This is a genomic window from Aliivibrio sp. S2TY2 (assembly GCF_028765525.1).
Taxonomy (GTDB): Bacteria; Pseudomonadota; Gammaproteobacteria; order Enterobacterales; family Vibrionaceae; genus Aliivibrio; species Aliivibrio finisterrensis_A.
In genome coordinates this window covers 1-22,753 of record NZ_JARACS010000014.1, presented here as the reverse complement: position 1 = coordinate 22,753, position 22,753 = coordinate 1, and the positions used below count along the sequence as shown (strand labels likewise).

Annotated in this window: 27 protein-coding genes; 14 read left to right on the top strand and 13 right to left on the bottom strand. The window is 39.1% G+C overall.

Translation table 11 applies throughout. The features are described from left to right. The first annotated feature begins 1 nt into the window (after position 1). Positions 2-1,054 carry an outer membrane protein assembly factor BamC gene (gene bamC / locus PVK63_RS16885; RefSeq protein ID WP_130085997.1) on the top strand — a complete coding sequence of 351 codons (1,053 nt, stop codon included), beginning with the start codon at positions 2-4 and terminating at the stop codon, positions 1,052-1,054. A 36-nt stretch (positions 1,055-1,090) separates the two neighbouring features. Here bamC and PVK63_RS16880 read toward each other — a convergent pair whose 3' ends face one another. The 4 genes from PVK63_RS16880 to PVK63_RS16865 are packed head-to-tail and all read right to left on the bottom strand — an operon-like array spanning position 1,091 to position 3,550. Beyond that, a complete protein-coding gene (locus tag PVK63_RS16880; RefSeq protein WP_130085998.1) occupies positions 1,091-1,291 on the bottom strand; it encodes a DUF2897 family protein in 201 nt (66 codons plus the stop codon). A gap of 2 nt (positions 1,292-1,293) precedes the next feature. Beyond that, on the bottom strand, positions 1,294-1,962 hold the full coding sequence (locus tag PVK63_RS16875; protein ID WP_130085999.1) for a M15 family metallopeptidase: 669 nt from the start codon (positions 1,960-1,962) through the stop codon (positions 1,294-1,296). Between the two features lie 56 nt (positions 1,963-2,018). Then, positions 2,019-3,152, bottom strand: coding sequence for a succinyl-diaminopimelate desuccinylase (gene dapE, locus PVK63_RS16870; RefSeq protein ID WP_130086000.1), 1,134 nt, complete (start codon positions 3,150-3,152; stop codon positions 2,019-2,021). Positions 3,153-3,202: 50 nt separating this feature from the next. Beyond that, entirely contained in the window at positions 3,203-3,550 is a 348-nt protein-coding gene (locus PVK63_RS16865; RefSeq protein ID WP_165366830.1) for an ArsC family reductase, read from the bottom strand. 188 nt (positions 3,551-3,738) lie between these two features. Here PVK63_RS16865 and PVK63_RS16860 point away from each other — a divergent pair, with 188 nt between their 5' ends. Together PVK63_RS16860 and PVK63_RS16855 are read left to right on the top strand one after the other, a co-directional pair. Continuing rightward, a complete protein-coding gene (locus tag PVK63_RS16860) occupies positions 3,739-4,023 on the top strand; it encodes a type VI secretion system PAAR protein (RefSeq protein ID WP_130086162.1) in 285 nt (94 codons plus the stop codon). 165 nt (positions 4,024-4,188) lie between these two features. Beyond that, positions 4,189-4,470 (top strand): winged helix-turn-helix domain-containing protein, encoded by a 282-nt coding sequence (locus tag PVK63_RS16855; protein ID WP_130044082.1) that lies wholly within the window; start codon positions 4,189-4,191, stop codon positions 4,468-4,470. 113 nt (positions 4,471-4,583) lie between these two features. On the opposite strand, the gene PVK63_RS16850 is transcribed toward PVK63_RS16855, so the two are convergent. From PVK63_RS16850 to narQ, 3 genes are read right to left on the bottom strand one after another with little or no spacing between them, the layout of a single operon-like run. Next, positions 4,584-4,919: a DUF4156 domain-containing protein gene (locus tag PVK63_RS16850; RefSeq protein WP_130086001.1), complete on the bottom strand. Its 336-nt coding sequence runs from the start codon at positions 4,917-4,919 to the stop codon at positions 4,584-4,586. A gap of 1 nt (position 4,920) precedes the next feature. After that, positions 4,921-5,532, bottom strand: a complete 612-nt coding sequence (locus tag PVK63_RS16845; RefSeq protein ID WP_130086002.1) for a response regulator — start codon at positions 5,530-5,532, stop codon at positions 4,921-4,923. Positions 5,533-5,550: 18 nt separating this feature from the next. Next, positions 5,551-7,242, bottom strand: a complete 1,692-nt coding sequence (narQ, locus tag PVK63_RS16840; RefSeq protein WP_130086003.1) for a nitrate/nitrite two-component system sensor histidine kinase NarQ — start codon at positions 7,240-7,242, stop codon at positions 5,551-5,553. Between the two features lie 196 nt (positions 7,243-7,438). On the opposite strand from narQ, the gene napF reads away from it, so the two are divergent. The 6 genes from napF to PVK63_RS16810 all read left to right on the top strand — a co-directional run bounded on the left by napF (position 7,439) and on the right by PVK63_RS16810 (position 12,026). Next, positions 7,439-7,963: a ferredoxin-type protein NapF gene (napF, locus tag PVK63_RS16835; RefSeq protein ID WP_130086004.1), complete on the top strand. Its 525-nt coding sequence runs from the start codon at positions 7,439-7,441 to the stop codon at positions 7,961-7,963. Beyond that, on the top strand, positions 7,957-8,241 hold the full coding sequence (locus PVK63_RS16830; RefSeq protein WP_130044087.1) for a chaperone NapD: 285 nt from the start codon (positions 7,957-7,959) through the stop codon (positions 8,239-8,241). Before napF ends, PVK63_RS16830 begins: the two co-directional genes overlap by 7 nt. Beyond that, positions 8,238-10,727 (top strand): periplasmic nitrate reductase subunit alpha, encoded by a 2,490-nt coding sequence (gene napA, locus PVK63_RS16825; protein ID WP_130047669.1) that lies wholly within the window; start codon positions 8,238-8,240, stop codon positions 10,725-10,727. Before PVK63_RS16830 ends, napA begins: the two co-directional genes overlap by 4 nt. A 76-nt stretch (positions 10,728-10,803) precedes the next feature. Beyond that, on the top strand, positions 10,804-11,277 hold the full coding sequence (locus tag PVK63_RS16820) for a nitrate reductase cytochrome c-type subunit (protein WP_130047668.1): 474 nt from the start codon (positions 10,804-10,806) through the stop codon (positions 11,275-11,277). A gap of 32 nt (positions 11,278-11,309) precedes the next feature. Continuing rightward, a complete protein-coding gene (locus PVK63_RS16815) occupies positions 11,310-11,885 on the top strand; it encodes a NapC/NirT family cytochrome c (RefSeq protein ID WP_069593673.1) in 576 nt (191 codons plus the stop codon). 9 nt (positions 11,886-11,894) lie between these two features. Continuing rightward, positions 11,895-12,026, top strand: coding sequence for a TIGR02808 family protein (locus PVK63_RS16810; protein WP_069593672.1), 132 nt, complete (start codon positions 11,895-11,897; stop codon positions 12,024-12,026). A 146-nt stretch (positions 12,027-12,172) separates the two neighbouring features. On the opposite strand, the gene PVK63_RS16805 is transcribed toward PVK63_RS16810, so the two are convergent. Next, positions 12,173-12,526 carry a DUF2956 domain-containing protein gene (locus PVK63_RS16805; RefSeq protein WP_069593671.1) on the bottom strand — a complete coding sequence of 118 codons (354 nt, stop codon included), beginning with the start codon at positions 12,524-12,526 and terminating at the stop codon, positions 12,173-12,175. 224 nt (positions 12,527-12,750) lie between these two features. Between PVK63_RS16805 and PVK63_RS16800 the strand changes: the two genes are divergently transcribed. The 3 genes from PVK63_RS16800 (at position 12,751) to PVK63_RS16790 (ending at position 14,597) form a co-directional block, all read left to right on the top strand. Next, positions 12,751-13,200, top strand: a complete 450-nt coding sequence (locus PVK63_RS16800) for a DUF2919 domain-containing protein (RefSeq protein WP_130047667.1) — start codon at positions 12,751-12,753, stop codon at positions 13,198-13,200. A gap of 16 nt (positions 13,201-13,216) precedes the next feature. Next, positions 13,217-13,609 (top strand): hypothetical protein, encoded by a 393-nt coding sequence (locus tag PVK63_RS16795; RefSeq protein ID WP_130047666.1) that lies wholly within the window; start codon positions 13,217-13,219, stop codon positions 13,607-13,609. A gap of 82 nt (positions 13,610-13,691) precedes the next feature. Beyond that, complete coding sequence (locus PVK63_RS16790) at positions 13,692-14,597, top strand: Dyp-type peroxidase (protein WP_130047665.1); 906 nt, start codon at positions 13,692-13,694, stop codon at positions 14,595-14,597. Between the two features lie 78 nt (positions 14,598-14,675). On the opposite strand, the gene crr is transcribed toward PVK63_RS16790, so the two are convergent. The 5 genes from crr to cysZ all read right to left on the bottom strand — a co-directional run bounded on the left by crr (position 14,676) and on the right by cysZ (position 19,474). Further along, complete coding sequence (gene crr / locus PVK63_RS16785; RefSeq protein WP_130044093.1) at positions 14,676-15,185, bottom strand: PTS glucose transporter subunit IIA; 510 nt, start codon at positions 15,183-15,185, stop codon at positions 14,676-14,678. Positions 15,186-15,259: 74 nt separating this feature from the next. After that, complete coding sequence (ptsI, locus tag PVK63_RS16780; RefSeq protein WP_130044094.1) at positions 15,260-16,984, bottom strand: phosphoenolpyruvate-protein phosphotransferase PtsI; 1,725 nt, start codon at positions 16,982-16,984, stop codon at positions 15,260-15,262. Between the two features lie 56 nt (positions 16,985-17,040). Next, a complete protein-coding gene (gene ptsH, locus PVK63_RS16775) occupies positions 17,041-17,298 on the bottom strand; it encodes a phosphocarrier protein Hpr (protein ID WP_005420435.1) in 258 nt (85 codons plus the stop codon). A gap of 319 nt (positions 17,299-17,617) precedes the next feature. After that, positions 17,618-18,586, bottom strand: coding sequence for a cysteine synthase A (cysK, locus tag PVK63_RS16770; RefSeq protein ID WP_130047663.1), 969 nt, complete (start codon positions 18,584-18,586; stop codon positions 17,618-17,620). A 129-nt stretch (positions 18,587-18,715) separates the two neighbouring features. Further along, positions 18,716-19,474: a sulfate transporter CysZ gene (gene cysZ, locus PVK63_RS16765; RefSeq protein WP_130086005.1), complete on the bottom strand. Its 759-nt coding sequence runs from the start codon at positions 19,472-19,474 to the stop codon at positions 18,716-18,718. A gap of 302 nt (positions 19,475-19,776) precedes the next feature. Here cysZ and zipA point away from each other — a divergent pair, with 302 nt between their 5' ends. Further along, complete coding sequence (gene zipA / locus PVK63_RS16760; protein WP_130086006.1) at positions 19,777-20,724, top strand: cell division protein ZipA; 948 nt, start codon at positions 19,777-19,779, stop codon at positions 20,722-20,724. A 288-nt stretch (positions 20,725-21,012) separates the two neighbouring features. After that, the gene (locus tag PVK63_RS16755) at positions 21,013-22,578 is read left to right on the top strand and encodes a DUF4041 domain-containing protein (protein ID WP_274440788.1); all 1,566 of its coding nucleotides are present in this window, start codon (positions 21,013-21,015) and stop codon (positions 22,576-22,578) included. Positions 22,579-22,753: the final 175 nt, after the last annotated feature.

The window sequence follows — 22,753 nt, the reverse complement described above, 5'->3', positions numbered from 1 at the left end:
AATGAAAGTGAAGACTCGCTTTGTTGTTGGATCATTGATGATTGCTGTGCTATCAGCGTGTTCAAGCAGTCCAACAGAGCGTCGCCAAGCCAAACAAGATTTTAAATACTTGGATACTCCACCGTTAGAAGAGTGGAAGCAGCCTGCAGAGGCAAGACCCGAGTTCTACCCTCAGTATGATATTCCAAAAGGTGAGTACAGTGGTGGAATTGGGAAAGACGTGGATATTCGTCCTCCTCAACAAGTGCTTGAATTGATCCCTGGTGCTCGTATTGAAGAGCAAAAGGGTGAAGTGACCGTATGGCTTGTGAAAGAAGAAGACGTCGATAAACTATGGCAAACGGTATTAACGCTAATTGAAAAACGCGATATTGGTATTGTGTCGCAAAGTGACGATAAGATAGAAACAGATTGGCTTAAATGGAATTCAGAAGATGAAGACCATGAGTTTGGTGCGCGCTACAATATTGAGAAATTGAGTGAAAATAATCGCTCAGGCTTTCAAATTACGTTAATTGATTGGCAAGTTGATGGTAAGCAAACTGAAGTAACGCAAGCGAATAAAGCACGTTACAACATTTTGATGACCAATTTAGTGACGTCAGCTTATGATGAACAGCTGCGTGAAGAAGCGCGCATACGTGCTGAAGAATTAGTTAAGCGTATTCCAATATCTATGGGCCAAGACAGAAGTGGCTTGCCGGTTATTATTGCTCGTGCGCCGTATAATATCTTCTGGGAGCGCCTGGGTGAGCTACTGCCTATGATGGGATTAACCATTGAAGACAGAAATCGCTCTCAAGGTACGATTGAAGTGAAATACAAAGAGCCTGATGATGAGTTCTGGGAAGAAATTGGTACCAAACCACTTTCTTTTGAAGGCCGCACATACAATCTACTGTTAGGTGATTTAGGTAACCGTACTTCAATTAACGTAACAGATGCAGCAGGTAAACCTGTTAATGAAGCGACATTAGATTCTGTGGTTCCTGTTCTTGCCGCTATGATTGAAAAATCAAATAAGATGCCGAAAGAAGAAAAGCCTGAAGAGTAAAATTACAGGTTAATTTATCAGCAAAAGACGTTCATTTTACTGAGCGTCTTTTTTTTCATCTTCTTTGTGCTGAATTGTTGTTTCTTGCTCTGATTTTTCGTCTTTTTCTTGAGGAGTAACTGTTTTTTTTGTGTGCTTAAATTTCATATTTGCCGTTGCTTTTAAAGCAGCAAGATTGCCAATGACCACACTCAAAACAATCACGATGATAACCCAAGGGTTCATTAACCATTCCATATTTAATCCTTACTAATATTAGTAACGTAACGTACAAACAGTGTATCAATATGTTTAATGATAGTGTCTTTTCCGGCTAAGTCGACGCCTTTCCATGCTTGCAACAGAATATCGGGCGTTAACATTGCCATTAATTCAGCCCCTTTTTCTTTATGGCTAATATGCCAAGGTTCGACAGCTACGCCTTTTCTATCTGCGTTATAAGGGAAAAAGAACCCATGTTGTGAGGCGTTCTCTTGTAACCATTCACTAAATTGAGTTTGGTGACCGGTATTGTATTCCCAAGGCTCAAGTTGAAGATTGACACCTTCTGGAAGCGTATTTTCAGCATAGACATCAAGGTCGGTTCCCCAGTGGTGGCGGCTAGAGCCGGGAAGGGCAGACCAACGCATAATCGCGTGAACTTTCTCTATATCACTCATGTGACTTGTATCTAGTGGCAGTCCATCATTACCAGAAATAGGGCGAATACCATTAAATTTATTATTCCAAATCATAAGTTGGCGTTCAAAATCACGAAAGCTACTGGCAATAGTCAGAGCAAACCCTGCGTCCTGTGCTGCTTTTTCTAATGATTTAAATGGAGAGACACAATCATGATGAAGTTGACGATAAGGGGTAACAAAAGAAAGGTGTTGGCTTGATAAGCCTGTCAGTTCTTGATAAGTCATAAAGTACCAATGCAATGATGAGAGGAGCTTCCTCCCATCATAACGCCAATCGATGATTACGTGAGTAGATTATTTAAGACTTCTTGATACATATCAGTTAGTTTTTCTAAATCATCAACCTTTACACACTCATTTACTTTATGGATAGTGGCATTAACAGGACCAAGTTCAATAACTTGCGAACCCATTTGAGCAATAAAACGGCCATCCGATGTTCCACCTGTGGTGAGCAATTGCGGTTTTTGTTGGTTAACCGTATCAACAGCATCGACCACAGCGGTGAGAAGAGCACCTGTATCGGTTAAGAAAGGAAGGCCATTGATAATCCAATCTAAGTCATACTCTAAATCGTGTTTATTCAATGTATCAATAACCCGTTGTTGTAAGCTTTCAACGGTTGATTCTGTGCTGAAGCGGAAGTTAAACATGACTTCAACATCTCCAGGGATCACATTAGATGCTCCCGTACCGCCATTCATATTTGGAATTTGAAAACTGGTTGGAGGGAAGTAATCATTGCCTTTATCCCACTCAGTCATTACCAAGTCAGTTAATGCAGGCATTGCTTGATGAATTGGGTTTCGAGCAATATGAGGATAAGCAACGTGGCCCTGAATACCTTTAACGGTTAAGTTACCAGTAAGAGAGCCACGACGACCATTTTTAACCACATCACCCACATAATCAGTGCTGGATGGTTCACCAACAATACACATATCAATGATTTCATTACGCTCTTGTAGTGTATCTACTACCCGAGTGGTTCCATTAATGAATGGGCCTTCTTCATCGGATGTGATCAGAAAAGAAATCGAACCTTTATGATCTGGATGTTCAGCAACAAAACGCTCAACGGCAACAACCATACAAGCCAGTGAGCCCTTCATGTCTGCTGCTCCACGAGCGTACAACATGCCATCAATAATGGTTGGTTCAAATGGGTTGGTATTCCAATGATCTAGCGAACCGGTTGGTACGACATCGGTATGGCCTGCGAAAGTAAACAGTGGTGCTTCTGTACCACGGCGAGCCCAAAAGTTAGTGGTGTCTTCAAAAACCATGATTTCAATGCTAAAACCAAGTGCTTCTAAGCGTTTAATCATTAGTTCTTGGCAGCCAGCATCTTCAGGGGTAATGGATTGACGGCTCAATAGATCTTTTGCAAGCGCTAGTGTTGGGGTATCTGACATTATGTATTCCTTTACTTCATTCTAAACGGTCACTGTAATAATACAGTAAATTAAACGTTAAACAGGGTTTCGTATTGAGCGGGTTTAAAACCTAAATGGTATTCATTATTATGAATAAGAACAGGGCGTTTGATCATTGCTGGCATTTCTAGCAATAATTCAATTGCGGCTTCTTCATTGAGGGATGCTTTTTGCTCGTCACTCAACTGGCGGTAAGTCGTGCCTCGTTTGTTTACCACGTTTTCCCATCCTAATTGTTGAACAAACGTAGTAACCATTTCTTTATCAATGCCATCAGAACGGTAATCGTGATAAGTAAAGGTGATTTCGTTGGCGTCTAACCATTTTTTGCACTTCTTAATGGTATCGCAGTTTTTAATTCCGTAAATTGTAGTCATGACTTTCTTCATTATGTTATTAATTATGGTCTATTTATAACGAGATTTGAGCAAATACGCCAGAGCTGCGCGTTATTTAGTATTCTATTGATTATAATTTGAAGTGACTCGTCTTTTTCTTTGCCATAATTCTTATCTTTGTTGAGAAAATATACAATTTTTAATCAATATCAAAAATGGAATGAATGATGGGAAATGCAGTAAAAGTAGGTGACATAGGCAGTGATCATGATGGGTTTCATCCAACTCCAGTACTTGCGGGGTCGGGAACAGTAAAAGTTGATGGTGTACCAGCGGCTCGTGAAGGGGATCCATTAGCACCACACTCAAAACCCAAGCATCCACCTCATCCAAGATCAATATCAGCAGGGTCTAGTTCTGTATTTATAGATGGAAAAGCGGCAGCAAGAAGTAGTGATGCAGTCGGCTGTGGCGGGACAGTTGAAGGGGGAGGGACTGTTAACATAGGGTGATTATTGGTATGTATAATGAAATAGTTATGAAAACTAATTACAAAAAATGCATTTTTATGTGTTTTTTAATGGAATTGTACAATTATTTTCGTAATTAGTTGATCAATCTCAACATCATAAATATTGAATGATTAATAATTGATCTTATTAAATCAGGAGGTATCAATGGAGTTGAATCCAGTGTTTGCCAGACGCTTATATTTAGCGTTATTGGTACATAATTTAGAAAGGCCGAATGTGCCTAAGCTTGTTGAGCTAACCGGTTGGCCTCGTCGTACGATTCAAGATGTATTGAAAGCCCTGCCTGGTATTGGTATAGAGTTAATGTTTATTCAAGATGGTCGACGTCACAACGACGGATATTATCGCCTTTCAGATTGGGGGCCGTATGATCCTGACTGGGTGTGTTCGCGCGAAGATGAAATCGCATCAACCTTATACCATTAGTCTGCTATTTTTAGGCTTACTAAAGAGTGAATAAAACGCCAACATTATTGTTGGCGTTTTTGTTTGAGTAAGATTTTGTTTTGGTATTATTATTTACTACGATGGTATAAGCATTATGGACAAATATAAGCAGAACCAAGCATAGTCACTGATGTGTTAAATGCCATTGGATCTTGAAGTACAATAGTATTTGCGTTTAATGCTTGAGCTTCATTTTTAATATCATTAACTGCTGCGATCATAAGATCTTTGTTTGATATAAAAAAGAACGTGTACCAATGGCCTTCGCTTCCTGTCACCGTTCCCACTTCAGTACATTTTTGATCTTGAATAATGCTGTCATTATAATACAGAGTAATGGCTTCAGACTCTGTATCTATTGGTTGTGTTGTGATGGCACAACCACTAAGTAAAGTCAGGCTTAAAAGAGCAGAAAGAAATAATTTCATATTAAGAATCCAAGTAGAGTAGAGTTGCCGCTACTCGTGATTTTACATTCAACTTTTTCAATAAACTTTTCATGTGTACCTTTACGGTAGCCTCAGAAATAAACAGTTTATCGGCCACTTGCTTATTACGCATACCTTTGGCGACATTTTGTAAGATCTCAAGCTCACGAGCGGTTAAACTTTCCAGTTTATCATCACCGTTAGTTTCTTGTTCTAAGCACGCTCTTACTTGCTCTGAATAAGCCTTTCCACCTTTCATTGCTTCTTTTAATAAAGCAATTAATTCATCAGGTTCACTGTCTTTTAATAGGTAACCGTCAGCGCCGGCTTTCACTAAAGTTTTAATGTCTTGTTTATTATCAGATACCGTTAAGATAACAATAGGGCAAGTTACGCCTTCGTTACGTAGAGCATGGAGGGTATCTAAACCAGACATCCCTTTCATGTTGAGATCTAATAACACTAAGTCAGGCTCATCTTTAGAGATTAGTGCAACTGCATCTGTACCGTTACTGGCTTCACCTGTGAGTGTAAATTCTTCATCAAATGAAAGTAATTGCCCAATACCACGACGCATTAACGGATGATCATCAACGATAACAACATTCCACATAGTTTGTACCTCTATTATTTATTGGTTAAGTGGAAACGTTACGTTCACTGTACAACCGTGTTCTAGTTCAGAGTTTATGGATAGGTGGCCGCGAACGCAATGTGCTCGTTCTTGCATTATCCTTAATCCATAATGATTAATTTTTTCTTCTGCAGGATTAAATCCTACGCCATCGTCTTCAATGTTAATATAGCCTTGCTCACCTTCTTGAAAACAAGTAATGATAATATTATCAGCTTTTGAGTGTTTGATGGCATTTAATGTCGCTTCTCTAATTAATTGCAATAAATGAACGTGCTGTTGTGCATTTATGGGCAAAGAAGGAAGCTCATTATTCAAATGAATTCGTATCTTTGTTTGTGACGCTAATGTGGTGGTAATTTCTTGTAATGCCTCACCAAAGTGCGCTTTATTAATGGTTAGTCTAAAGGTATTAAGTAGTTCTCTTAATTGAGTATAGGCACTTTTAAGACCTTCATCTAATTCAGTCAGTGTTGTATTGGTACTTTGGCAATTACACTTGGCCAATTGTCGCTTTAATAACGTAGTTTGTATTTTTAAGTATGAGAGTGATTGAGCAAGTGAATCATGTAACTCTCTAGCAATCGCTGATCGTTCTTCTAAGAGAATTAATTGGTGAGTTTGTTTTTGAGCTTGATTATAAAATACGCCACGCGCAAGAATATTCGCAATGTTTATGATTAATTTTTGATCTGGGCAAGGCAAAGTAAATTGCCACATTAAATAGCCGAGTTGTTCTCCATCAATACTGAGTTCTTGCAAACTCCAAGGTGAGTTATTTGACTCACCACTGGTTATCTCCCAATCCCCACCAGATTCTTCTTCTACAATTAACCTTGCACTTATGATGCCTTCAATATTTACAAAAGTATCTAGAATATTTTTAAACGCTTGTTCATCTAATTGAGACGCAGAAAGCTGTTGAGAGCATTGATAGAGAGTGGTGAGCGAGCGGTTCGCTTGGCTTAACTTCTTTGTTTTATCTTCAACTCGGTTTTCAAGTTCTCTGTAACTGAGATCAATTTGTTTTGCCATATGGTTAAACGAATCGCTTAATTGTCCTAATTCATTATCACTTTTTAGATCTACTTGAACTGAATAGTTTCCTTTCGTCATGGCTTTACTTGCTGCAACAAGGTGATGCAGTGGGCTTACAATTTTGCGTTGAGTAAAAAAGATAATGAAAATACTCAAAGAGACAACTAAAGATAAACCTAAACCGCCAATAAGAGAAAGTAGTTGTAACTTACGTTCTGAGAATTCTTGCAGTCGAAAAACAAAATGGTCAATTTGATCAACAAAAATGGAGACTTTATTTAAGTAGATCTGTTTGTTGTCACTAAGTAGTGAGGGTTGTAAAGATTGCCACTGCAGGAGAATGTCTTGATAAGAAAGCTCAATATCGTCTGGTACAAACCATTGCTCTAACGCTTTAAAAGAGGGCGATTTTATGGATTGAGAGAGCTTACTGAGGTGTTCTACAAGCTCTGGAGAATTGGTTTCAATATCATAGGCCAAACGATAACTTTGCATACGCAATGAGCCTGCAATATTAACGGCTTCGGCATCTTTCAAGCTAGAAGATAAGGTGATTAACGCCAAGCTAGTTGTAACTACTGAGATTAATACAATCAATAACATCACTTGCGCAATAGTTTTTGTTAATATTGAGGTTTTATTATGTTTCATATTTGTTTAATGTGGCCTATGATTGACTTAAGGCAAATAGATTCTATTTTGTTGTTTTTATTTGTTTTAAAAGTTGATCTAGAACAAGAATGCCCCTTGTTTAACCATTATGGGGTATATCAATAAATATGACAAAATTTAAAATTCACCATATAGAAATGTTAATGGAATTCTGGAATTCTGGAGTTATGAATAGATGAGTCAGAATAATATGATTGATCACTCTAAGCGAGGTATTTTTCGTCGCTTCTCCACAAAAAAAACAGAGAGTCCATTAACACAACAGCGCTTACCTTGGGTTAAGAATGAGGTTGATTTCGTATCTCAATGTACTCGTTGTGAAAAATGTATTACGGCTTGTGAAGAGCAAATAATTGTTAAAGGTGATGGTGGTTTTCCTATTGTGGATTTTACCAAGGGAGAATGTACCTTTTGTGAGGCTTGTGCGACTCAATGTCCGGAACATTTATTTGATTTACACATTACCCCTGCTTTCACTCATCAAATATCTATAAATAAAGAGTGTTTAGCAAAGCAGTCGGTAGAGTGCCGTAGCTGTAGTGATATGTGTGAGATACAAGCGATTCGCTTTCAACTGGTATTGGGTAGCGTAGCTCAACCTCAAATTAATTTTGATGCTTGTAATGGATGTGGTGGCTGTGTTGCGGTTTGTCCGACATCGGCGATAAGTATGACTCTGGAAAATAAAACAATATGTTAGAAAATTTACCTGAAAATGAAGTTCATATTTCAAGTTTAGTGGTTCATGTACGCCCTGAACTATTAGAAGTGACAAAAGAAAAAATATTAGCGTTACCGAATACGGAAATCCACGGTGAAAGCGAAGAGGGCAAGTTAATTGTTGTGCTTGAAACTGAAAATCAGGGATATATCACCGATTCAATCGATAAAATAAATGACTTCGAAGGAATACTAAATGTCGCTTTAGTTTTCCACCAAATCGAGCACTTTGATTCGCAATGTGAGGATGAATCATGAAAATGACAAGACGTGCGTTTGTTAAAGCAAACGCCGCAGCATCAGCTGCAGCCGTAGCAGGAATTACTTTACCGGCATCGGCAACTAATTTAATCGTTAGTTCTGACCAAACAAAAATTAAATGGGATAAAGCGCCTTGTCGTTTTTGTGGTACTGGTTGCTCTGTACTTGTGGGTACTCAAAATGGTCGCGTTGTTGCGACTCAAGGCGATCCAGAAGCGCCAGTAAACAAAGGTCTTAACTGTATAAAAGGCTACTTCCTATCTAAAATTATGTACGGCAAAGATCGTCTACAAACGCCAATGTTGCGTATGACAGATGGTCAATACGATAAGAACGGTGATTTTGCCCCTGTTTCTTGGGATGTCGCGTTTGATACGATGGCTGAGAAGTGGAAAGCTGCTCTGAAAAAACACGGTCCAACCGGTGTTGGTATGTTTGGTTCAGGTCAGTGGACTGTAATGGAAGGCTACGCAGCCGTTAAATTGATGAAAGCGGGCTTCCGTTCAAATAACATCGATCCAAATGCTCGTCACTGTATGGCTTCAGCAGTAGGTGCGTTTATGCGTACGTTCGGTATTGATGAACCAATGGGTTGTTATGATGACTTTGAACACGCAGACTCTTTTGTTCTGTGGGGCTCAAACATGGCAGAAATGCACCCAGTACTATGGACTCGTATTTCAGACCGTCGTTTAAGTAATCCACACGTTAAAGTGAACGTATTATCTACTTACTACCACCGTTCATTTGAGTTAGCAGATAAAGGGTATATTTTTGAACCTCAATCTGACCTTGCGATCGCTAACTTCATCGCTAACTACATCATTCAAAACGATGCAGTAAACTGGGACTTCGTAAATAAACATACGAACTTCAAGCAAGCAACAACAGACATTGGTTATGGTCTTCGTGATACTGATCCACTACAAATGAAAGCGGAAAATCCTAACTCTGGAGCGATGAGCTCAATCAGTTTTGAGGAATATAAAGCATCAGTTGCACCATACACAGCGAAAAAAGCCTCTGAAATGTCAGGTGTATCAGAAGACGATCTGATCACTCTCGCTAAGCAGTATGCGGATCCAAAAACAAAAGTAATGTCTTTATGGACAATGGGTATGAACCAACACACTCGTGGTGTTTGGATGAACAGCCTTGTTTATAACATTCACTTGTTAACGGGTAAAATTTCAACGCCGGGTAATAGCCCATTCTCATTGACTGGTCAACCTTCAGCATGTGGTACCGCTCGTGAAGTAGGTACATTCTCACATCGTCTACCTGCAGACATGGTTGTTGCTAATCCTAAGCACCGTGCAATTTCAGAAAAAATCTGGAAACTACCTGAAGGTACATTGAACGGCAAGCCTGGCGCACACGCCGTTGTTCAAGACCGCATGCTTAAAGACGGCAAGATTAACGCTTATTGGGTAATGTGTAATAACAACATGCAAGCGGGCCCAAACATTAACACGGAACGTTTACCTGGTTACCGTAACCCAGAAAACTTCATTGTATGTTCTGACCCATACCCAACTGCAACAGCTCAAGCATCGGATCTTATTCTTCCAACAGCAATGTGGGTAGAAAAAGAAGGTGCTTACGGCAATGCAGAGCGTCGTACTCAAGCTTGGTATCAACAAGTACAAGCGAAAGGCGAAGCTAAATCTGATTTATGGCAAATTATGGAATTCTCAAAACGCTTCACAGTAGAAGAAGTGTGGGGCGAAGAGCTGCTTGCAAAAGCGCCTGAATTCCGTGGTAAAACTATGTATGACGTACTTTACAAAAATGGCAACGTAGATGCTTTCCCATTATCTGAAGCTCAAGAGTTGAATGATGACGCGAAAGCTCAAGGTTTCTATGTTCAAAAAGGCCTGTTTGAAGAGTATGCCGCATTTGGTCGTGGCCACGGCCATGATTTAGCACCATACGATACATACCATAATGTACGTGGTTTGCGTTGGCCTGTTGTTGATGGCAAAGAAACATTATGGCGCTTTAAAGAAGGTTCAGATCCATACGCTAAGAAAGGGTCGGATTGGGACTTCTACGGCAAGCCTGATGGTAAAGCGTTGATTATCTCTGCCCCATATGAAGCGCCACCAGAAGTTCCTGGTGATGAGTTTGATATGTGGTTATGTACGGGTCGTGTTCTTGAGCATTGGCATACAGGTACTATGACGCGTCGTGTTCCTGAGCTGTATAAAGCCGTTCCTGATGCGCTTTGTTACATCCACCCTGCGGATGCGAAGAAACGTAATTTACGTCGTGGTGATGAGGTTCTTATCTCTAACAAACGTGGCGAAGTACGTGTTCGTGTTGAAACTCGTGGTCGTAACCGTCCGCCTGAAGGATTAGTATTTGTTCCATTCTTTGATGCTCGCATCTTAATTAACAAATTGATTTTGGATGCAACCGATCCTCTGTCTAAACAGACAGATTATAAGAAGTGTCCAGTTAAGATCACTAAAATTGCTTAATTAATAATAGATAGGTTACTGGCCAAGATGTGAGTAACCTATTTCAAAGAGTTTGCCTTAAGGCGGAGAAATTAGAATGAAAAAATTCATTATAGCGCTTATGTCAGCAGGACTTTTGTTTGCTGGTGCAGTACAAGCAGAAACCGAACAATCTGCAGAATTGAATAATCCAGGAGGCATTGGTGGTGTTGAATCATTACGTGGTGCATCGGAATTAGAAACAACGCGTCCAGCGGATGATTTTAAACGTTTTCCACGTGATCACGCATTAGACAGTGATTACGTATACCAACCACCATTAGTACCTCATACTATTCGTAACTATGAAGTGTCATTAAACGCAAATAAGTGTTTATCATGTCATAGCTGGAAAAACGCAAAAGAAATGGGTGCGACAAAGATCAGTGTAACTCACTACGTGAACCGTGAAGATGCTGTACTTTCAGATGTATCACCTCGTCGTTACTTCTGTCTACAATGTCACGTCCCTCAAGCTGATGCTAAACCATTAGTTGAGAATGAATTTGAACGTGTGGACTCATTGCGCTAGTTGATAGCCAATACCGTTAAGAGAGGCTATACATGAAATTTTTAAAAGCATTTTGGAAGCGTTTTTCATCACCAAGTAAAGCAGCGGTAGGTGTTGTCCTATTTATGGGCTTTATCGGTGGTTTGCTTTTCTGGGGCGCATTTAACACGGGTATGGAAGCAACCAACACAGAAGAATTCTGTTCTGGTTGTCATGCTCCAATCGTTAAAGAAATCCAAGAAACGATTCACTACTCTAACCGTTCGGGCGTACGTGCTATCTGTTCAGATTGTCACGTTCCTCATAATTGGACAGATAAAATTGTACGTAAAGTTCAAGCATCTAAAGAGTTATATGCGCACTTTATTGCTAAAACTATTGATACAGAAGAGAAATTTAAAGAGCGTCGTGCGCATTTAGCTGAACGTGAATGGCATCGAATGAAAGAGAATAATTCTCAAGAATGTCGTAATTGTCATGAATTCGACTTTATGGATTTCTCTGAGCAAGGTCCGCGTAGTGCGAAACAACATTCAACGGCATTAGCATCAGGTGAAAAAACCTGTGTAGATTGCCATAAAGGTATTGCACATAAGCTGCCTGATATGTCTGGCATTGAAGGTTGGTAAGGAGATAGCATGAGTACATTAGAGTCTGTTATTTGGCATACGTTGGGTTACATCGCAATGCCGAGCATTATTCTTGGTGGTTTTGCTGCGGTTGCAGTGCTATCAATTTGGATACTGTCATTAAAAGCAGATAAAGAATAAATAATTTAGCTTAATCTAAGTAGATAACAAAAAGAGATGGGTATTTATAACTCATCTCTTTTTTTGTATCTGCTTGTTTGTAGTGTTCAAGTTAAAATCGATTTTTCCTACGCAATTATCTGAACAACGACTGATCCAGTTTGGTATTACATACCTAAAAATGTGTAGTAAATAAAGGCAGCCCAGCTTACCGCAAGTAAAATCCATGGTAAATTTTTGCTTGATTCTTTATTAATGTGATCTTGTTGAGCTTGTTTATCTTCTACATCAGAGTGGTTATGTTTACTCTGCTTTTGACGCTGCGTCTTTTTCTTCAGCTTATCTGCTTCTCGTGATTTTTCTTTTTGCTGTTTCTTGTAAAGCGCAATGCCTTTTTCGATACCTTGCGCAATCAATTTAGTTTGTTCTTTTGTTTGTGCTGGTTTTTGTGTAGCTTTAGCAATTGCCATTGCTTCTTGTTGAGATTCTATTGATATCTGTGCTTTATTGTTATTTTTCATACGGTATTCTTAATTCTTCATATTTGATTTTATCTTTATACATCGTTGAAATGTAAACGATACAAAGTGTGACGGCAATATAGATTTTGAATTTAAAGGTGTATCTAGCTCAAAGTTTTTATTTTATTCAATCGTTATTTTTAATCATTTCAGTAATCTGGACAAGTCTACTGAGAAGATTGTTAGTTAATTCTTTCGTCTGTTTAATGTTCAAAGGTAGATAAATGCTGTACTCGTTTGATGCATACGACCAACATGGATGGTTAAAACCACCTATTTGGCTATGGTTTGGTTGGGCTATTTTAATTCGCTCCGTTGTCGTTTTTGTTATGGCCGGTGCTAGCCGTGAGCAAGGTACTGATTTATTGGCCCTGTTTTACCCAAGTCATGCGCATTTATATACTAGTTTGTGTTTGAGCTTACCCATTGTATTTTATATGTGGTTAAGTAGTTTTAAAAAGCCCACACGCCCTTTTATGCTGACTCTTTGGAAGCAAGGACGGTGGCTAACCATTATGATGGTTTTGATCGATCTCATGATGTTAATTCAATCGGTTATTGTTAATCGAGGAGAGTTTCAGCCAGGAAGTGCAATGATTATCTTACTTCTTAGTTGGTTTCTTATATTTTTATGTCGCAGTAAACGAGTGAAAATATGCTTTAGTCTGACTTAATGAGAGGGGGCAGACAATGGATTTATCAACAGGTGCATTACTATTTAGTGCGTTATTAAGCCCGCTAGCAATGGCGGATTGGCAGTTAGATTTAGGATTAGAGATTAATCGTCCTAACTTGCAACACATTACTAATTCATCAGCGTCGTTAGTGCTGGGTGAAGAAACATTAGTGTTTAATTCATTCGATAAGAAATCTCAGGTACAAGCTTGGGCGGAGTTAAAAAACATTGATGCTGAGAATGTTGAAATTGCTTTTCGAGTAACAGAGGAGGAAGGGGAAGGTAAAGTAAGAACATTATGTGCGCCAACCATTATCACCAAGTTGAATAATTTAGAATCTTACATGGTGTCTGATTCATCAGCGAATGAAACCGTAAAGCTTTCAGTGGAAGTTATTTCTTCATAAACTCTTATCTTTTATCAAACAATCTTATGTTTTATTGCATATAATGAGCTCAGTTAATTCAAAATAGAAAGGAACTGAGTTCATGTCTTACACTCCTCAAACGGCATTACTGCCAGAACCAGATCGATTTGCATTATACGTTACCTTAAATATCAAAAGTAACCCTCAGCTTGTTTTAGAGCAGCTACAGACACTTCCTGCATTAATTGTCGAATTAAATGAGAATCAGCCAGACGCTAACTTAAGCAGTGCCGTTTCTTTTGGTGCTGATTTCTGGACTACATTGTCTGCACCTATGCCGCCAGAATTGGCAAACTTTAAGCAATTAGGTAAAGGTGACATCATTGCACCAGCGACGCATGGTGATGTGCTAATTCATATTCATTCAAATCGCCATGACTTACATTTTTATATCTTACGTAAGCTAATGAATGTGATTTCTGAACACGTTGAGATTAAAGAAGAAGTATCAGGTTACCGCTTTTTAGATTCGCGCGATATGACAGATTTCGTTGATGGAACAGAAAATCCTAAAAATGAAGCGCGCGCTGAAGTTGCATTGATTGCTGATGGTGAATTTGCTGGCGGCAGTTACATGATGTGCCAACGCTTTGTTCACAAACTACCTGCGTGGAACCGTTTGTCCGTTTCAGCTCAAGAAAAAGTGATTGGTCGTACTAAACCTGATTCAATAGAGCTAGAAGACGTTCCAGCTGCTTCACACGTAGGCCGTGTTGATATTAAAGAAGATGGTAAAGGGGTTAAGATCCTACGCCACAGCTTGCCGTATGGCTCGGTTTCTGGTGACCATGGTTTATTGTTTATTGCTTATTGTCACTCTGTACATAATTTCCAAGTGATGTTGGATAGCATGTATGGCGAAGTCGATGGAAAAACTGATCAATTATTGCGTTTTACAGATGCAGTAACTGGTGGTTATTTCTTTGCTCCATCACAAGAAATGCTTGCTGAACTGACCGTTAAATAGATACAAAAAGGCCGCTGTTTTCTTTGAGATAACAGCGGCCTTTTTATTGTCTTTAATTAACTAGTTTATCTTTAAAGATTACTTAGTTACTTTAAGAACTGGAGATTCACCAACAGTAACAGCACCAGAAAGCTTAGTAAGCTCTTTGATTTCGTCCATGTTAGAGATTACAACTGGAGTAAGAGTTGATTTAGCGTGCTCTTCTAGGTACGCAAGATCGAATTCGATTACTGTGTCGCCAGCTTTAACTTCTTGGCCTTCTTCAGCGATACGAGTAAAGCCTTGACCTTTAAGTTCAACGGTATCGATACCAAAGTGAACGAAAAGCTCGATGCCGTCGTTAGATTCGATAGAGAAAGCGTGGTTAGTTTCAAAGATTTTGCCGATTGTACCGTTTACTGGAGCAACCATTTTGTTGCCAGCAGGTTTGATAGCAATACCGTCACCAACGATTTTTTCAGCGAACACTACGTCTGGCACATCTTCGATGTTTACAATTTCACCAGAAAGAGGTGCGATGATGTCGATTGCACCAGCTGCAGTGCTTTCAGAAGAAAATGCGCTTTTAATTTTGTCAAACAGACCCATTGTGTAGCTCCCTAAAGTTATATTAAATAGCCACTAAACTTAGTGGCTATATTTAATTCTTTGCAACTATACTATTACTTAGTATTTTCTGCGATAAATTTTTCAACGTGAGCTTCAATTTCTGCTGCTGTAGGCATTTGAAGAGCTTCATCTGCCATTGCTTTTACTGCTGCAAAGTTTGAGTTACGAACAATTTTCTTAACAAGAGGGATAGAGATACCGCTCATGCTGAATTCGTCTAAGCCCATACCTAGAAGAAGTAGACTAGCACGCTCATCACCAGCTAGCTCACCACACATACCAGTCCATTTACCTTCTTTATGAGAAGCGTCGATTACTTGCTTGATTACAAGCAGAACCGCTGGAGATAGTGGGTTATATAGGTGAGAAATCATTTCGTTACCACGGTCAACCGCAAGAGTATATTGCGTTAAATCGTTAGTACCGATAGAGAAGAAGCTCACTTCTTTCGCTAAATGGTGTGCAATTGCAGCGGCTGCTGGCGTTTCAACCATAACACCGATTTCGATGCTTTCATCAAACGCATGGCCTTCAGCACGAAGTTCTACTTTGTATTCTTCGATTGCATTTTTCAGCTCACGGATTTCTTCAACAGAAATGATCATTGGGAACATGATACGCAGTTTACCGTGTGCAGATGCACGTAAAATGCCACGTAATTGGTCACGTAGGATTTCACGACGGTCTAAACTGATACGGATTGCACGCCATCCTAAGAATGGGTTCATTTCTTCTGGAAGATCCATGTATGGTAGATCTTTATCACCACCGATATCCATAGTACGGATGATCACTGGCTCACCATGCATCGCTTCAGCTACTTCTTTATAAGCAACATATTGCTCTTCTTCAGTAGGAAGTGCATCACGATCCATGAATAGGAATTCTGTACGATACAGACCAACACCTTCGCCGCCGTTACGGATGATACCGTCACAGTCTTTAACTGTACCGATGTTACCGCAAACTTCAACTTGGTGGCCATCAAGAGTGATAGCTGGTAGGTCTTTTAGTTTTGCTAGCTCTTCTTTTTCTGCAATTTGTGCATCACGAATTTGCTTAGCTTCTGCTAGTTCTGCTTCTGATGGGTTGATAACAATCTTGTTGTTAACCGCATCAAGAATTAGCATATCACCGTTCTTCACTTGCTTAGTGATATCGTTAGTACCAACGATAGCAGGTAGTTCAAGAGAACGAGCCATGATAGAAGTATGAGAAGTACGACCGCCGATGTCACAAGCAAAACCAAGAACGTAGTCTAGGTTGATTTGTGCTGTTTCAGAAGGTGTTAGGTCGTTAGCAACTAGGATAACTTTTTCATTGATAGCACTTAGTGAAACAATGTTGATACCTAATGCATTTTTAACAAAGCGGCTACCGATATCACGGATATCTGTAGCACGCTCTTTTAGATAATCATCATCTAATGACTCTAGTGCACACGCTTGCTCTTCAATTACAGAGTAAATAGCAAAGTCTGCAGCCATTTTATCATCTTTGATAAGGGCTAAGATTTCTTCTTCTAGCTCTTCATCTTCAAGAAGCATAATGTGCCCCTCAAAAATAGCTTCTTTTTCTTCGCCAAAAGTAGCTAGCGCTTTTGCTTTAATAGCTTCTAATTGCTCAGAAGACTTATTACGAGCATCAAAGAAACGTTGAACTTCTGCTTCTACTTGAGAATCAGAGATTGGAGTTTTGTTTAGGACAATTTCATCTTCCTGAAGTAATAGTGCTTTACCAAAAGCAATACCTGGAGATGCTAGAATGCCAGAAATCATAGCTTTACCTTAAAATTGATCAAATTAGAGAATGAGAATAATAAAGAAAAAGCTGATTAGTGCAGCTCATCCATTAGTTTAACTAGGTGGTCTACTGCTTCTTTCTCTTGAGCGCCTTCAGCAGAGATAGTTACGTTAGTACCTTTAGTTAGACCTAAAGTTTGAAGTTTGAAAAGGCTAGTAGCACTTGCACTTTTACCATTAGAAGTAACAGTGATTTTTGCATCAAAACCTTTAGCTTCTTTAACGAACTGAGCCGCTGGACGAGTGTGAAGGCCGTTTTCTGCAGTGATTACTACGTCTTGTGAATACATTGTGTATACCCCGATTTATATTTTATGTTGAATTAATGTCGTTAACCAATTCGGTTTGCGAATGTACTTTCGCATATCATAGACTCAGAAACAATCTATCTTCAATCAAATAAGTTAACGGCAGTAATTTATACATTCTTTCTTATTTTGTCATATTAAGTTGCCTTAATACTGATACTTTATACTGGATTGTAATTATTTTACACCTAAAAATAAAGTGGTTTGATTATTACTAAGGAGGGAAATGAAATCAACAAAAAAACCCCAGAAGGGGCTTTTTTGGCGTAAAAATTGATTTGAACACATAGATATTACAAAATTATTGCTCATTTTCCTGTTCTGTAAACAATCCTGCAAAGAGTGCTGTACTTAAATAACGTTCACCTGAACTTGGTAAAACAACAACAATTTGCTTATTTTTAAACTCAGGAAGTTCTGCAATACGGTTAGCAGCTACAACAGCAGCACCTGAAGATATGCCAGCTAAAATACCTTCTTCTTCCATTAAACGACGAGCCATGGCAATTGCGTCATCCGAGGTAACCGCTTCAACACGGTCAATCAGCGTAAGATCTAAGTTACCAGGAATAAAGCCAGCACCAATCCCTTGTATTTTGTGAGGCGCAGGTTTGATCTCTTCACCAGCAAGGGCTTGAGCGATAACTGGAGACTCTGCAGGCTCTACAGCAACAGACAGAACGGCTTTATTTTGAGTGTGCTTTAGATAACGACTTGTGCCTGTTAGCGTACCACCAGTACCTACACCAGCAACGAATACGTCTACATTACCTTCTGTTGCTTCCCAGATCTCAGGTCCTGTTGTTTTTTCATGAATCGCAGGGTTGGCTGGGTTATTGAATTGCTGAAGAAGTAGGTACTTACTTGGGTCGCTTGCTACAATTTCTTCTGCTTTGGCTATTGCGCCACCCATACCTTTAGGCGCTTCGGTTAATACAAGGTTAGCACCTAGAGCTTTGAGTAGTTTACGGCGTTCAAGGCTCATTGAAGCAGGCATTGTTAGTGTTAATTTATAACCACGAGCAGCAGCAACAAAAGCCAGAGCAACACCTGTATTACCTGATGTCGGTTCAACTAACTCAATCCCTTCTTTTAGCGTGCCCGCTTTTTCTGCTTCCCAAATCATATTTGCGCCAATACGACACTTCACGCTAAAGCTAGGGTTACGAGCTTCTACTTTTGCTAATACGTTGCCGTTACTAACACGGTTAAGACGTACAAGAGGTGTGTTGCCAATAGTTTGAGAATTATCTTCGTAAATCTTTGTCATGATCTGTTCCTTCATTTCACGTAACGCGTGATTCAATATGGACTAAATTTTTGGTGACTCATTTGAGTAACTCGACCTACTTAGAATACGAAGAGTTTCTTAAATGAGAAAGGATCAAAAGGTTATAAGTTATGGATTAATAGCTTTATGTGTATCACGGTAAACATCAACCCACATAGCGGTTGCGCCACAAACTGCGATAGGCATAACAAATAGGTTTAAGATCGGAGTCATCGTAAAGAGAGTAACGAGTGAACCAAAAGATAAGCATTTACCACGTTTGGTTTTTAGTTCATCACGCATGGTTTCAAAAGGGACTTTATGGTTATCAAACGGATAATCACAATATTGAATTGCCATCATCCAAGCGGTAAATAAAAACCATAAAATAGGCGCTATACTTTGACCAATAGCAGGGATAAAGAAAAGAATAAACAAGCTAAGCGCCTTCGGGATATAGTACTTTAACTTTTGCCATTCGCGTTTAAAGATCCGTGGTAAATCCTTTAATGCGTCGAAAATACCACCACTTGGCGCAGGTTGTCCGGTTAACTTTGCTTCAAGATGTTCGGAAAGTAAACCATTAAAAGGCGCCGCTATCCAGTTAGCGATAGTACTAAAAAAGTACGAGAAAACAGCAAGAATACTAATAACAATTAATGGCCACAATAAATAGGAGAGCCAATCAAGCCAACTTGGAATTTGAGCTAGGATCTGTTCAATCCATCCGCCAATTTGATTAAATAGATAAAAAAATGACCCACCTAATAACGCAATATTGATTAAAAGAGGGATAAAAACAAAGCGTCGAATACCTGGCGTCATCGCCAAAGATATCCCCTTTAAAAAATATTGTACGCCTGATTGAGTTTGCTTATATGTATTCATTATTCGCATTTATACTTATGTATCATGTCTTCACTATACTCAAAAATGGGCATAAATAAATGCTGTTATTGCAGTTTATGCCATTCTAAATAGTTCAAATGTAAGATTTATGTCACCACTTTCATTTTGTTATTCAAAAATAGGGGTATTATTTGGTACATTACCAATAAGTAGTGGTAGATTATCGTTTATGGATAAACTACCTTAATAGTAGTTGAGAGTAGATTTCCCTTTTTATGTTCCTTTTATGGGATAAAAAACACTAGGGAAGTTCAATAAAGCAGAAGAGCAGAGAGTTAGCGATGCAAGAATTGCGATTAGTGTTGATACTTGTTGGGGCATTAGCCATTGCGGCGTTATTGTTTCATGGCTTATGGACAAGTCGAAAGGAAACAAACTCAAAATTTGGGAAAAAAGTAGACATAGATTTTGATATTGATGAAGAGCAACCTACACCAGAACGTAGCTTTGCTAAATCTAAAGATGACATTGCTGCGCCAAAAGAAAGAAAAGAACCTGCATTTGCTCGTGAGGAGCCTGCTTTTTCAAATGATCCTCTTTTCGATTATGAAGAACAAATTATTGAATCCAATAAACCAGAACCAATAAGCGAGTCGTTTATTGATGAACCTGTAGTTCAAACCAGTAATAAAGTTATTGATGAACCTACTGTTACTGTTAAAGAGGAACCAACGATTTCATTCTCTGCGATTGATGATGCGGTTGTTGCACCAAAAGAAGAACCTCAAATTATCTCTCAACCAGAAGAGGTTACGGTTGTAGTACCTGAACCCATTATTGAGCCAATTCAAGAACCAGAGCCGGAACCTGAAGTTAAAGAAGACGCAATTATTATTAATGTGCACGGAATGGGAAGTGAGCGCTTTAATGGTAGTCGATTATTTAATAGTTTAGAGCAAAACGGCTTAGTATTTGGTGATATGGCTATTTACCATCGTCATTCAGATCTCTCAGGAGCGGGTAAAGTATTATTTAGTGTGGCGAATATGGTTTCTCCTGGTCACTTTCAAGTACCAGAAGGCGAAGAGTTTTCTACTCCGGGCATTTCCTTTTTCTTACCTTTGCCTTGTCATGGCGAAGCTGAGCACAATTTTAAACTGATGCTACAAACAGCACAGTTAGTGAGTTCAGAGTTAGGTGGTAATATTCTTGATGAGAAGCGAGATATGTTGACACCAAATAAGATTGATGAATATAAGCAGCGAGTAAAAGTTTTCTGCGCTAAATAGATCGTCTATCATAGTATTATTGTGAATTGAGAAAGGCTCTTTATGGGTTTTTTGATTTAGCTTAACTATTTGTTTTTAAATAGATTAAATTTAAGTGTTGCCACAATTTGACCACATGCCGTTAAAATAATAAAAAGCTGCCGCATTATGCGTACGGCTTTTTATTTTATTGGTACGCAAAATTCATTATTTTATAGTTGCGCACTATCGCATTTACAAGATAATTAAATTTTACGCATTAATGCGTAGGAATAATAAAAATAACAAATATTGACTAGGATATAGATTATGGATACCAGCATTGTAATAGCTCTTACTATATTTTTCTTACCACTACTTCTACTAGTTATCTCGAGCTCGAGGTCAAAAAAAAGACGGCAGGAACTTGAAAAACAACTAGAGCAAACTAAACAAGATGTAATCAGCATTCAGAGCGAAAAGATTATACTGCTCGATAAATATAGTTTAATTATCGATATGGAGTTACACACACAAGAACTGTTAGATAAGGCGACTAAAAAGGCAAGTTCAATTACACTTCACGCGGAATTAGAGCTCTCTGAGGCTAAAAGCATTAAAAATGATGCTCAAAGGGAAGCTGACAATTCAGGTAGAGAGAGTCGCCAAAAGTTAAGCGAAGCAAAAGAAAAAGCAGGTATTATTAAGGAGGATGCTCGCGAGGAGGCTAAGAGGGTGATTGATTTTGCTCAGGCGCAAGCAAAGGAGATTGCCGGAGATGCATATGAAGCAAAAGAAAAAGCTGATTTATATAAAAAAGCTATCCGTGCGATGCGAAATACTATAGATGGCTATAAAGATGACTACATAATCCCAAATCATTCTGTGCTGGATGATTTAGCAGAAGAGTTTGGTCATAAAGAAGCTGGGGAGGAGTTAAAAGCTGCTCGTAAGCGCGTAAAAACCATGGTTCAAGATGGTTATGCTGGTGACTGTGACTATGCTGAAATTAATCGCAAACTCAATGCAATTCATTTTGCTGTTGATGCCTTTAATGGGAAAGTAGATAGCGCCCTAGCTAAAGTTAAGCATGATAACTTTGGAAAAATCCAGCAAGAAATTCTCGATGCATTCTCTTTAGTTAATCATAATGGTACCCCTTTTAAAAATGCACGAATCCATCGAGAATATCTTGATGCTCGCTTAACTGAGCTTAAGTGGGCAGTTGCCGCATTTGAACTCAAGAAAATAGAAAGGGAAGAACAAGCAGCTATTAAAGCTCAAATTCGTGAAGAAGAGCGAGTTATTCGAGAGATGGAGAAGGCTCGTAAAGAAGCTGAAAAAGAAGAAAAAATGCTGCAAAAAGCTCTTGAAAAAGCACGCGCAGAACTTGGGCAAGCATCAGAAGATCAACGCGCTGAATACGAAGCTCTACTTGCTGATCTTGAAGGCAAGCTACAAGAAGCTGAAGAGAAAGGTCAACGAGCTCTATCTATGGCGCAGCAAACTCGCCGCGGTCATGTTTATGTGATTAGTAATATAGGTAGCTTTGGTGAAGAAGTGTTTAAGATAGGTATGACTCGTCGCTTAGAGCCAATGGATCGTGTTAAGGAATTGGGCGATGCTTCAGTACCGTTTTCATTTGATGTTCATGCTATGATTTACAGTGAAGACGCACCAGCATTGGAGAAGGATTTACATCGCCGATTTAATCTTCAATCAGTTAACAAAATTAATCCTCGGAAAGAATTCTTCCGTACAACTATTACTGAAGTTAAACAGGCTGTTGAGCAACAAGGGATTAAAGATGTCCACTGGACTCTTAAAGCTGATGCTGCCGAATACCGTGAGACTCTATCAATGGAAAATGAGTTACATACAGAGGCTGTAGCTTAATCACCAAGTGGTTGTGGGTATATAGGGACTAATGTTTCCAAATCCGCGTGTTGGGAGTTCGAATCTCTCCACCCCTGCCATACAATTGCATAGTTATGCAGAACGAAAAAAGCCCGCTAAATTATTAGCGGGCTTTTTTTGTGGATGTTGTCTTGTCCTGAAATGTGTTTACACG

Coding starts and splice junctions, on each gene's coding strand:
- cysK (WP_130047663.1), bottom strand. CDS start 18,586: ATGACAAAGATTTACGAAGATAATTCTCAAACTATTGGCAACACACCT.
- PVK63_RS16795 (WP_130047666.1), top strand. CDS start 13,217: ATGGATTTATCAACAGGTGCATTACTATTTAGTGCGTTATTAAGCCCG.
- PVK63_RS16850 (WP_130086001.1), bottom strand. CDS start 4,919: ATGAAATTATTTCTTTCTGCTCTTTTAAGCCTGACTTTACTTAGTGGT.
- napF (WP_130086004.1), top strand. CDS start 7,439: ATGAGTCAGAATAATATGATTGATCACTCTAAGCGAGGTATTTTTCGT.
- zipA (WP_130086006.1), top strand. CDS start 19,777: ATGCAAGAATTGCGATTAGTGTTGATACTTGTTGGGGCATTAGCCATT.
- narQ (WP_130086003.1), bottom strand. CDS start 7,242: ATGAAACATAATAAAACCTCAATATTAACAAAAACTATTGCGCAAGTG.
- bamC (WP_130085997.1), top strand. CDS start 2: ATGAAAGTGAAGACTCGCTTTGTTGTTGGATCATTGATGATTGCTGTG.
- cysZ (WP_130086005.1), bottom strand. CDS start 19,474: ATGAATACATATAAGCAAACTCAATCAGGCGTACAATATTTTTTAAAG.
- PVK63_RS16865 (WP_165366830.1), bottom strand. CDS start 3,550: ATGACTACAATTTACGGAATTAAAAACTGCGATACCATTAAGAAGTGC.
- PVK63_RS16800 (WP_130047667.1), top strand. CDS start 12,751: ATGCTGTACTCGTTTGATGCATACGACCAACATGGATGGTTAAAACCA.
- PVK63_RS16880 (WP_130085998.1), bottom strand. CDS start 1,291: ATGGAATGGTTAATGAACCCTTGGGTTATCATCGTGATTGTTTTGAGT.
- PVK63_RS16860 (WP_130086162.1), top strand. CDS start 3,739: ATGGGAAATGCAGTAAAAGTAGGTGACATAGGCAGTGATCATGATGGG.
- PVK63_RS16805 (WP_069593671.1), bottom strand. CDS start 12,526: ATGAAAAATAACAATAAAGCACAGATATCAATAGAATCTCAACAAGAA.
- dapE (WP_130086000.1), bottom strand. CDS start 3,152: ATGTCAGATACCCCAACACTAGCGCTTGCAAAAGATCTATTGAGCCGT.
- PVK63_RS16810 (WP_069593672.1), top strand. CDS start 11,895: ATGAGTACATTAGAGTCTGTTATTTGGCATACGTTGGGTTACATCGCA.
- PVK63_RS16845 (WP_130086002.1), bottom strand. CDS start 5,532: ATGTGGAATGTTGTTATCGTTGATGATCATCCGTTAATGCGTCGTGGT.
- PVK63_RS16830 (WP_130044087.1), top strand. CDS start 7,957: ATGTTAGAAAATTTACCTGAAAATGAAGTTCATATTTCAAGTTTAGTG.
- PVK63_RS16755 (WP_274440788.1), top strand. CDS start 21,013: ATGGATACCAGCATTGTAATAGCTCTTACTATATTTTTCTTACCACTA.
- ptsH (WP_005420435.1), bottom strand. CDS start 17,298: ATGTATTCACAAGACGTAGTAATCACTGCAGAAAACGGCCTTCACACT.
- ptsI (WP_130044094.1), bottom strand. CDS start 16,984: ATGATTTCTGGCATTCTAGCATCTCCAGGTATTGCTTTTGGTAAAGCA.
- PVK63_RS16790 (WP_130047665.1), top strand. CDS start 13,692: ATGTCTTACACTCCTCAAACGGCATTACTGCCAGAACCAGATCGATTT.
- PVK63_RS16820 (WP_130047668.1), top strand. CDS start 10,804: ATGAAAAAATTCATTATAGCGCTTATGTCAGCAGGACTTTTGTTTGCT.
- PVK63_RS16875 (WP_130085999.1), bottom strand. CDS start 1,962: ATGACTTATCAAGAACTGACAGGCTTATCAAGCCAACACCTTTCTTTT.
- crr (WP_130044093.1), bottom strand. CDS start 15,185: ATGGGTCTGTTTGACAAAATTAAAAGCGCATTTTCTTCTGAAAGCACT.
- PVK63_RS16815 (WP_069593673.1), top strand. CDS start 11,310: ATGAAATTTTTAAAAGCATTTTGGAAGCGTTTTTCATCACCAAGTAAA.
- PVK63_RS16855 (WP_130044082.1), top strand. CDS start 4,189: ATGGAGTTGAATCCAGTGTTTGCCAGACGCTTATATTTAGCGTTATTG.
- napA (WP_130047669.1), top strand. CDS start 8,238: ATGAAAATGACAAGACGTGCGTTTGTTAAAGCAAACGCCGCAGCATCA.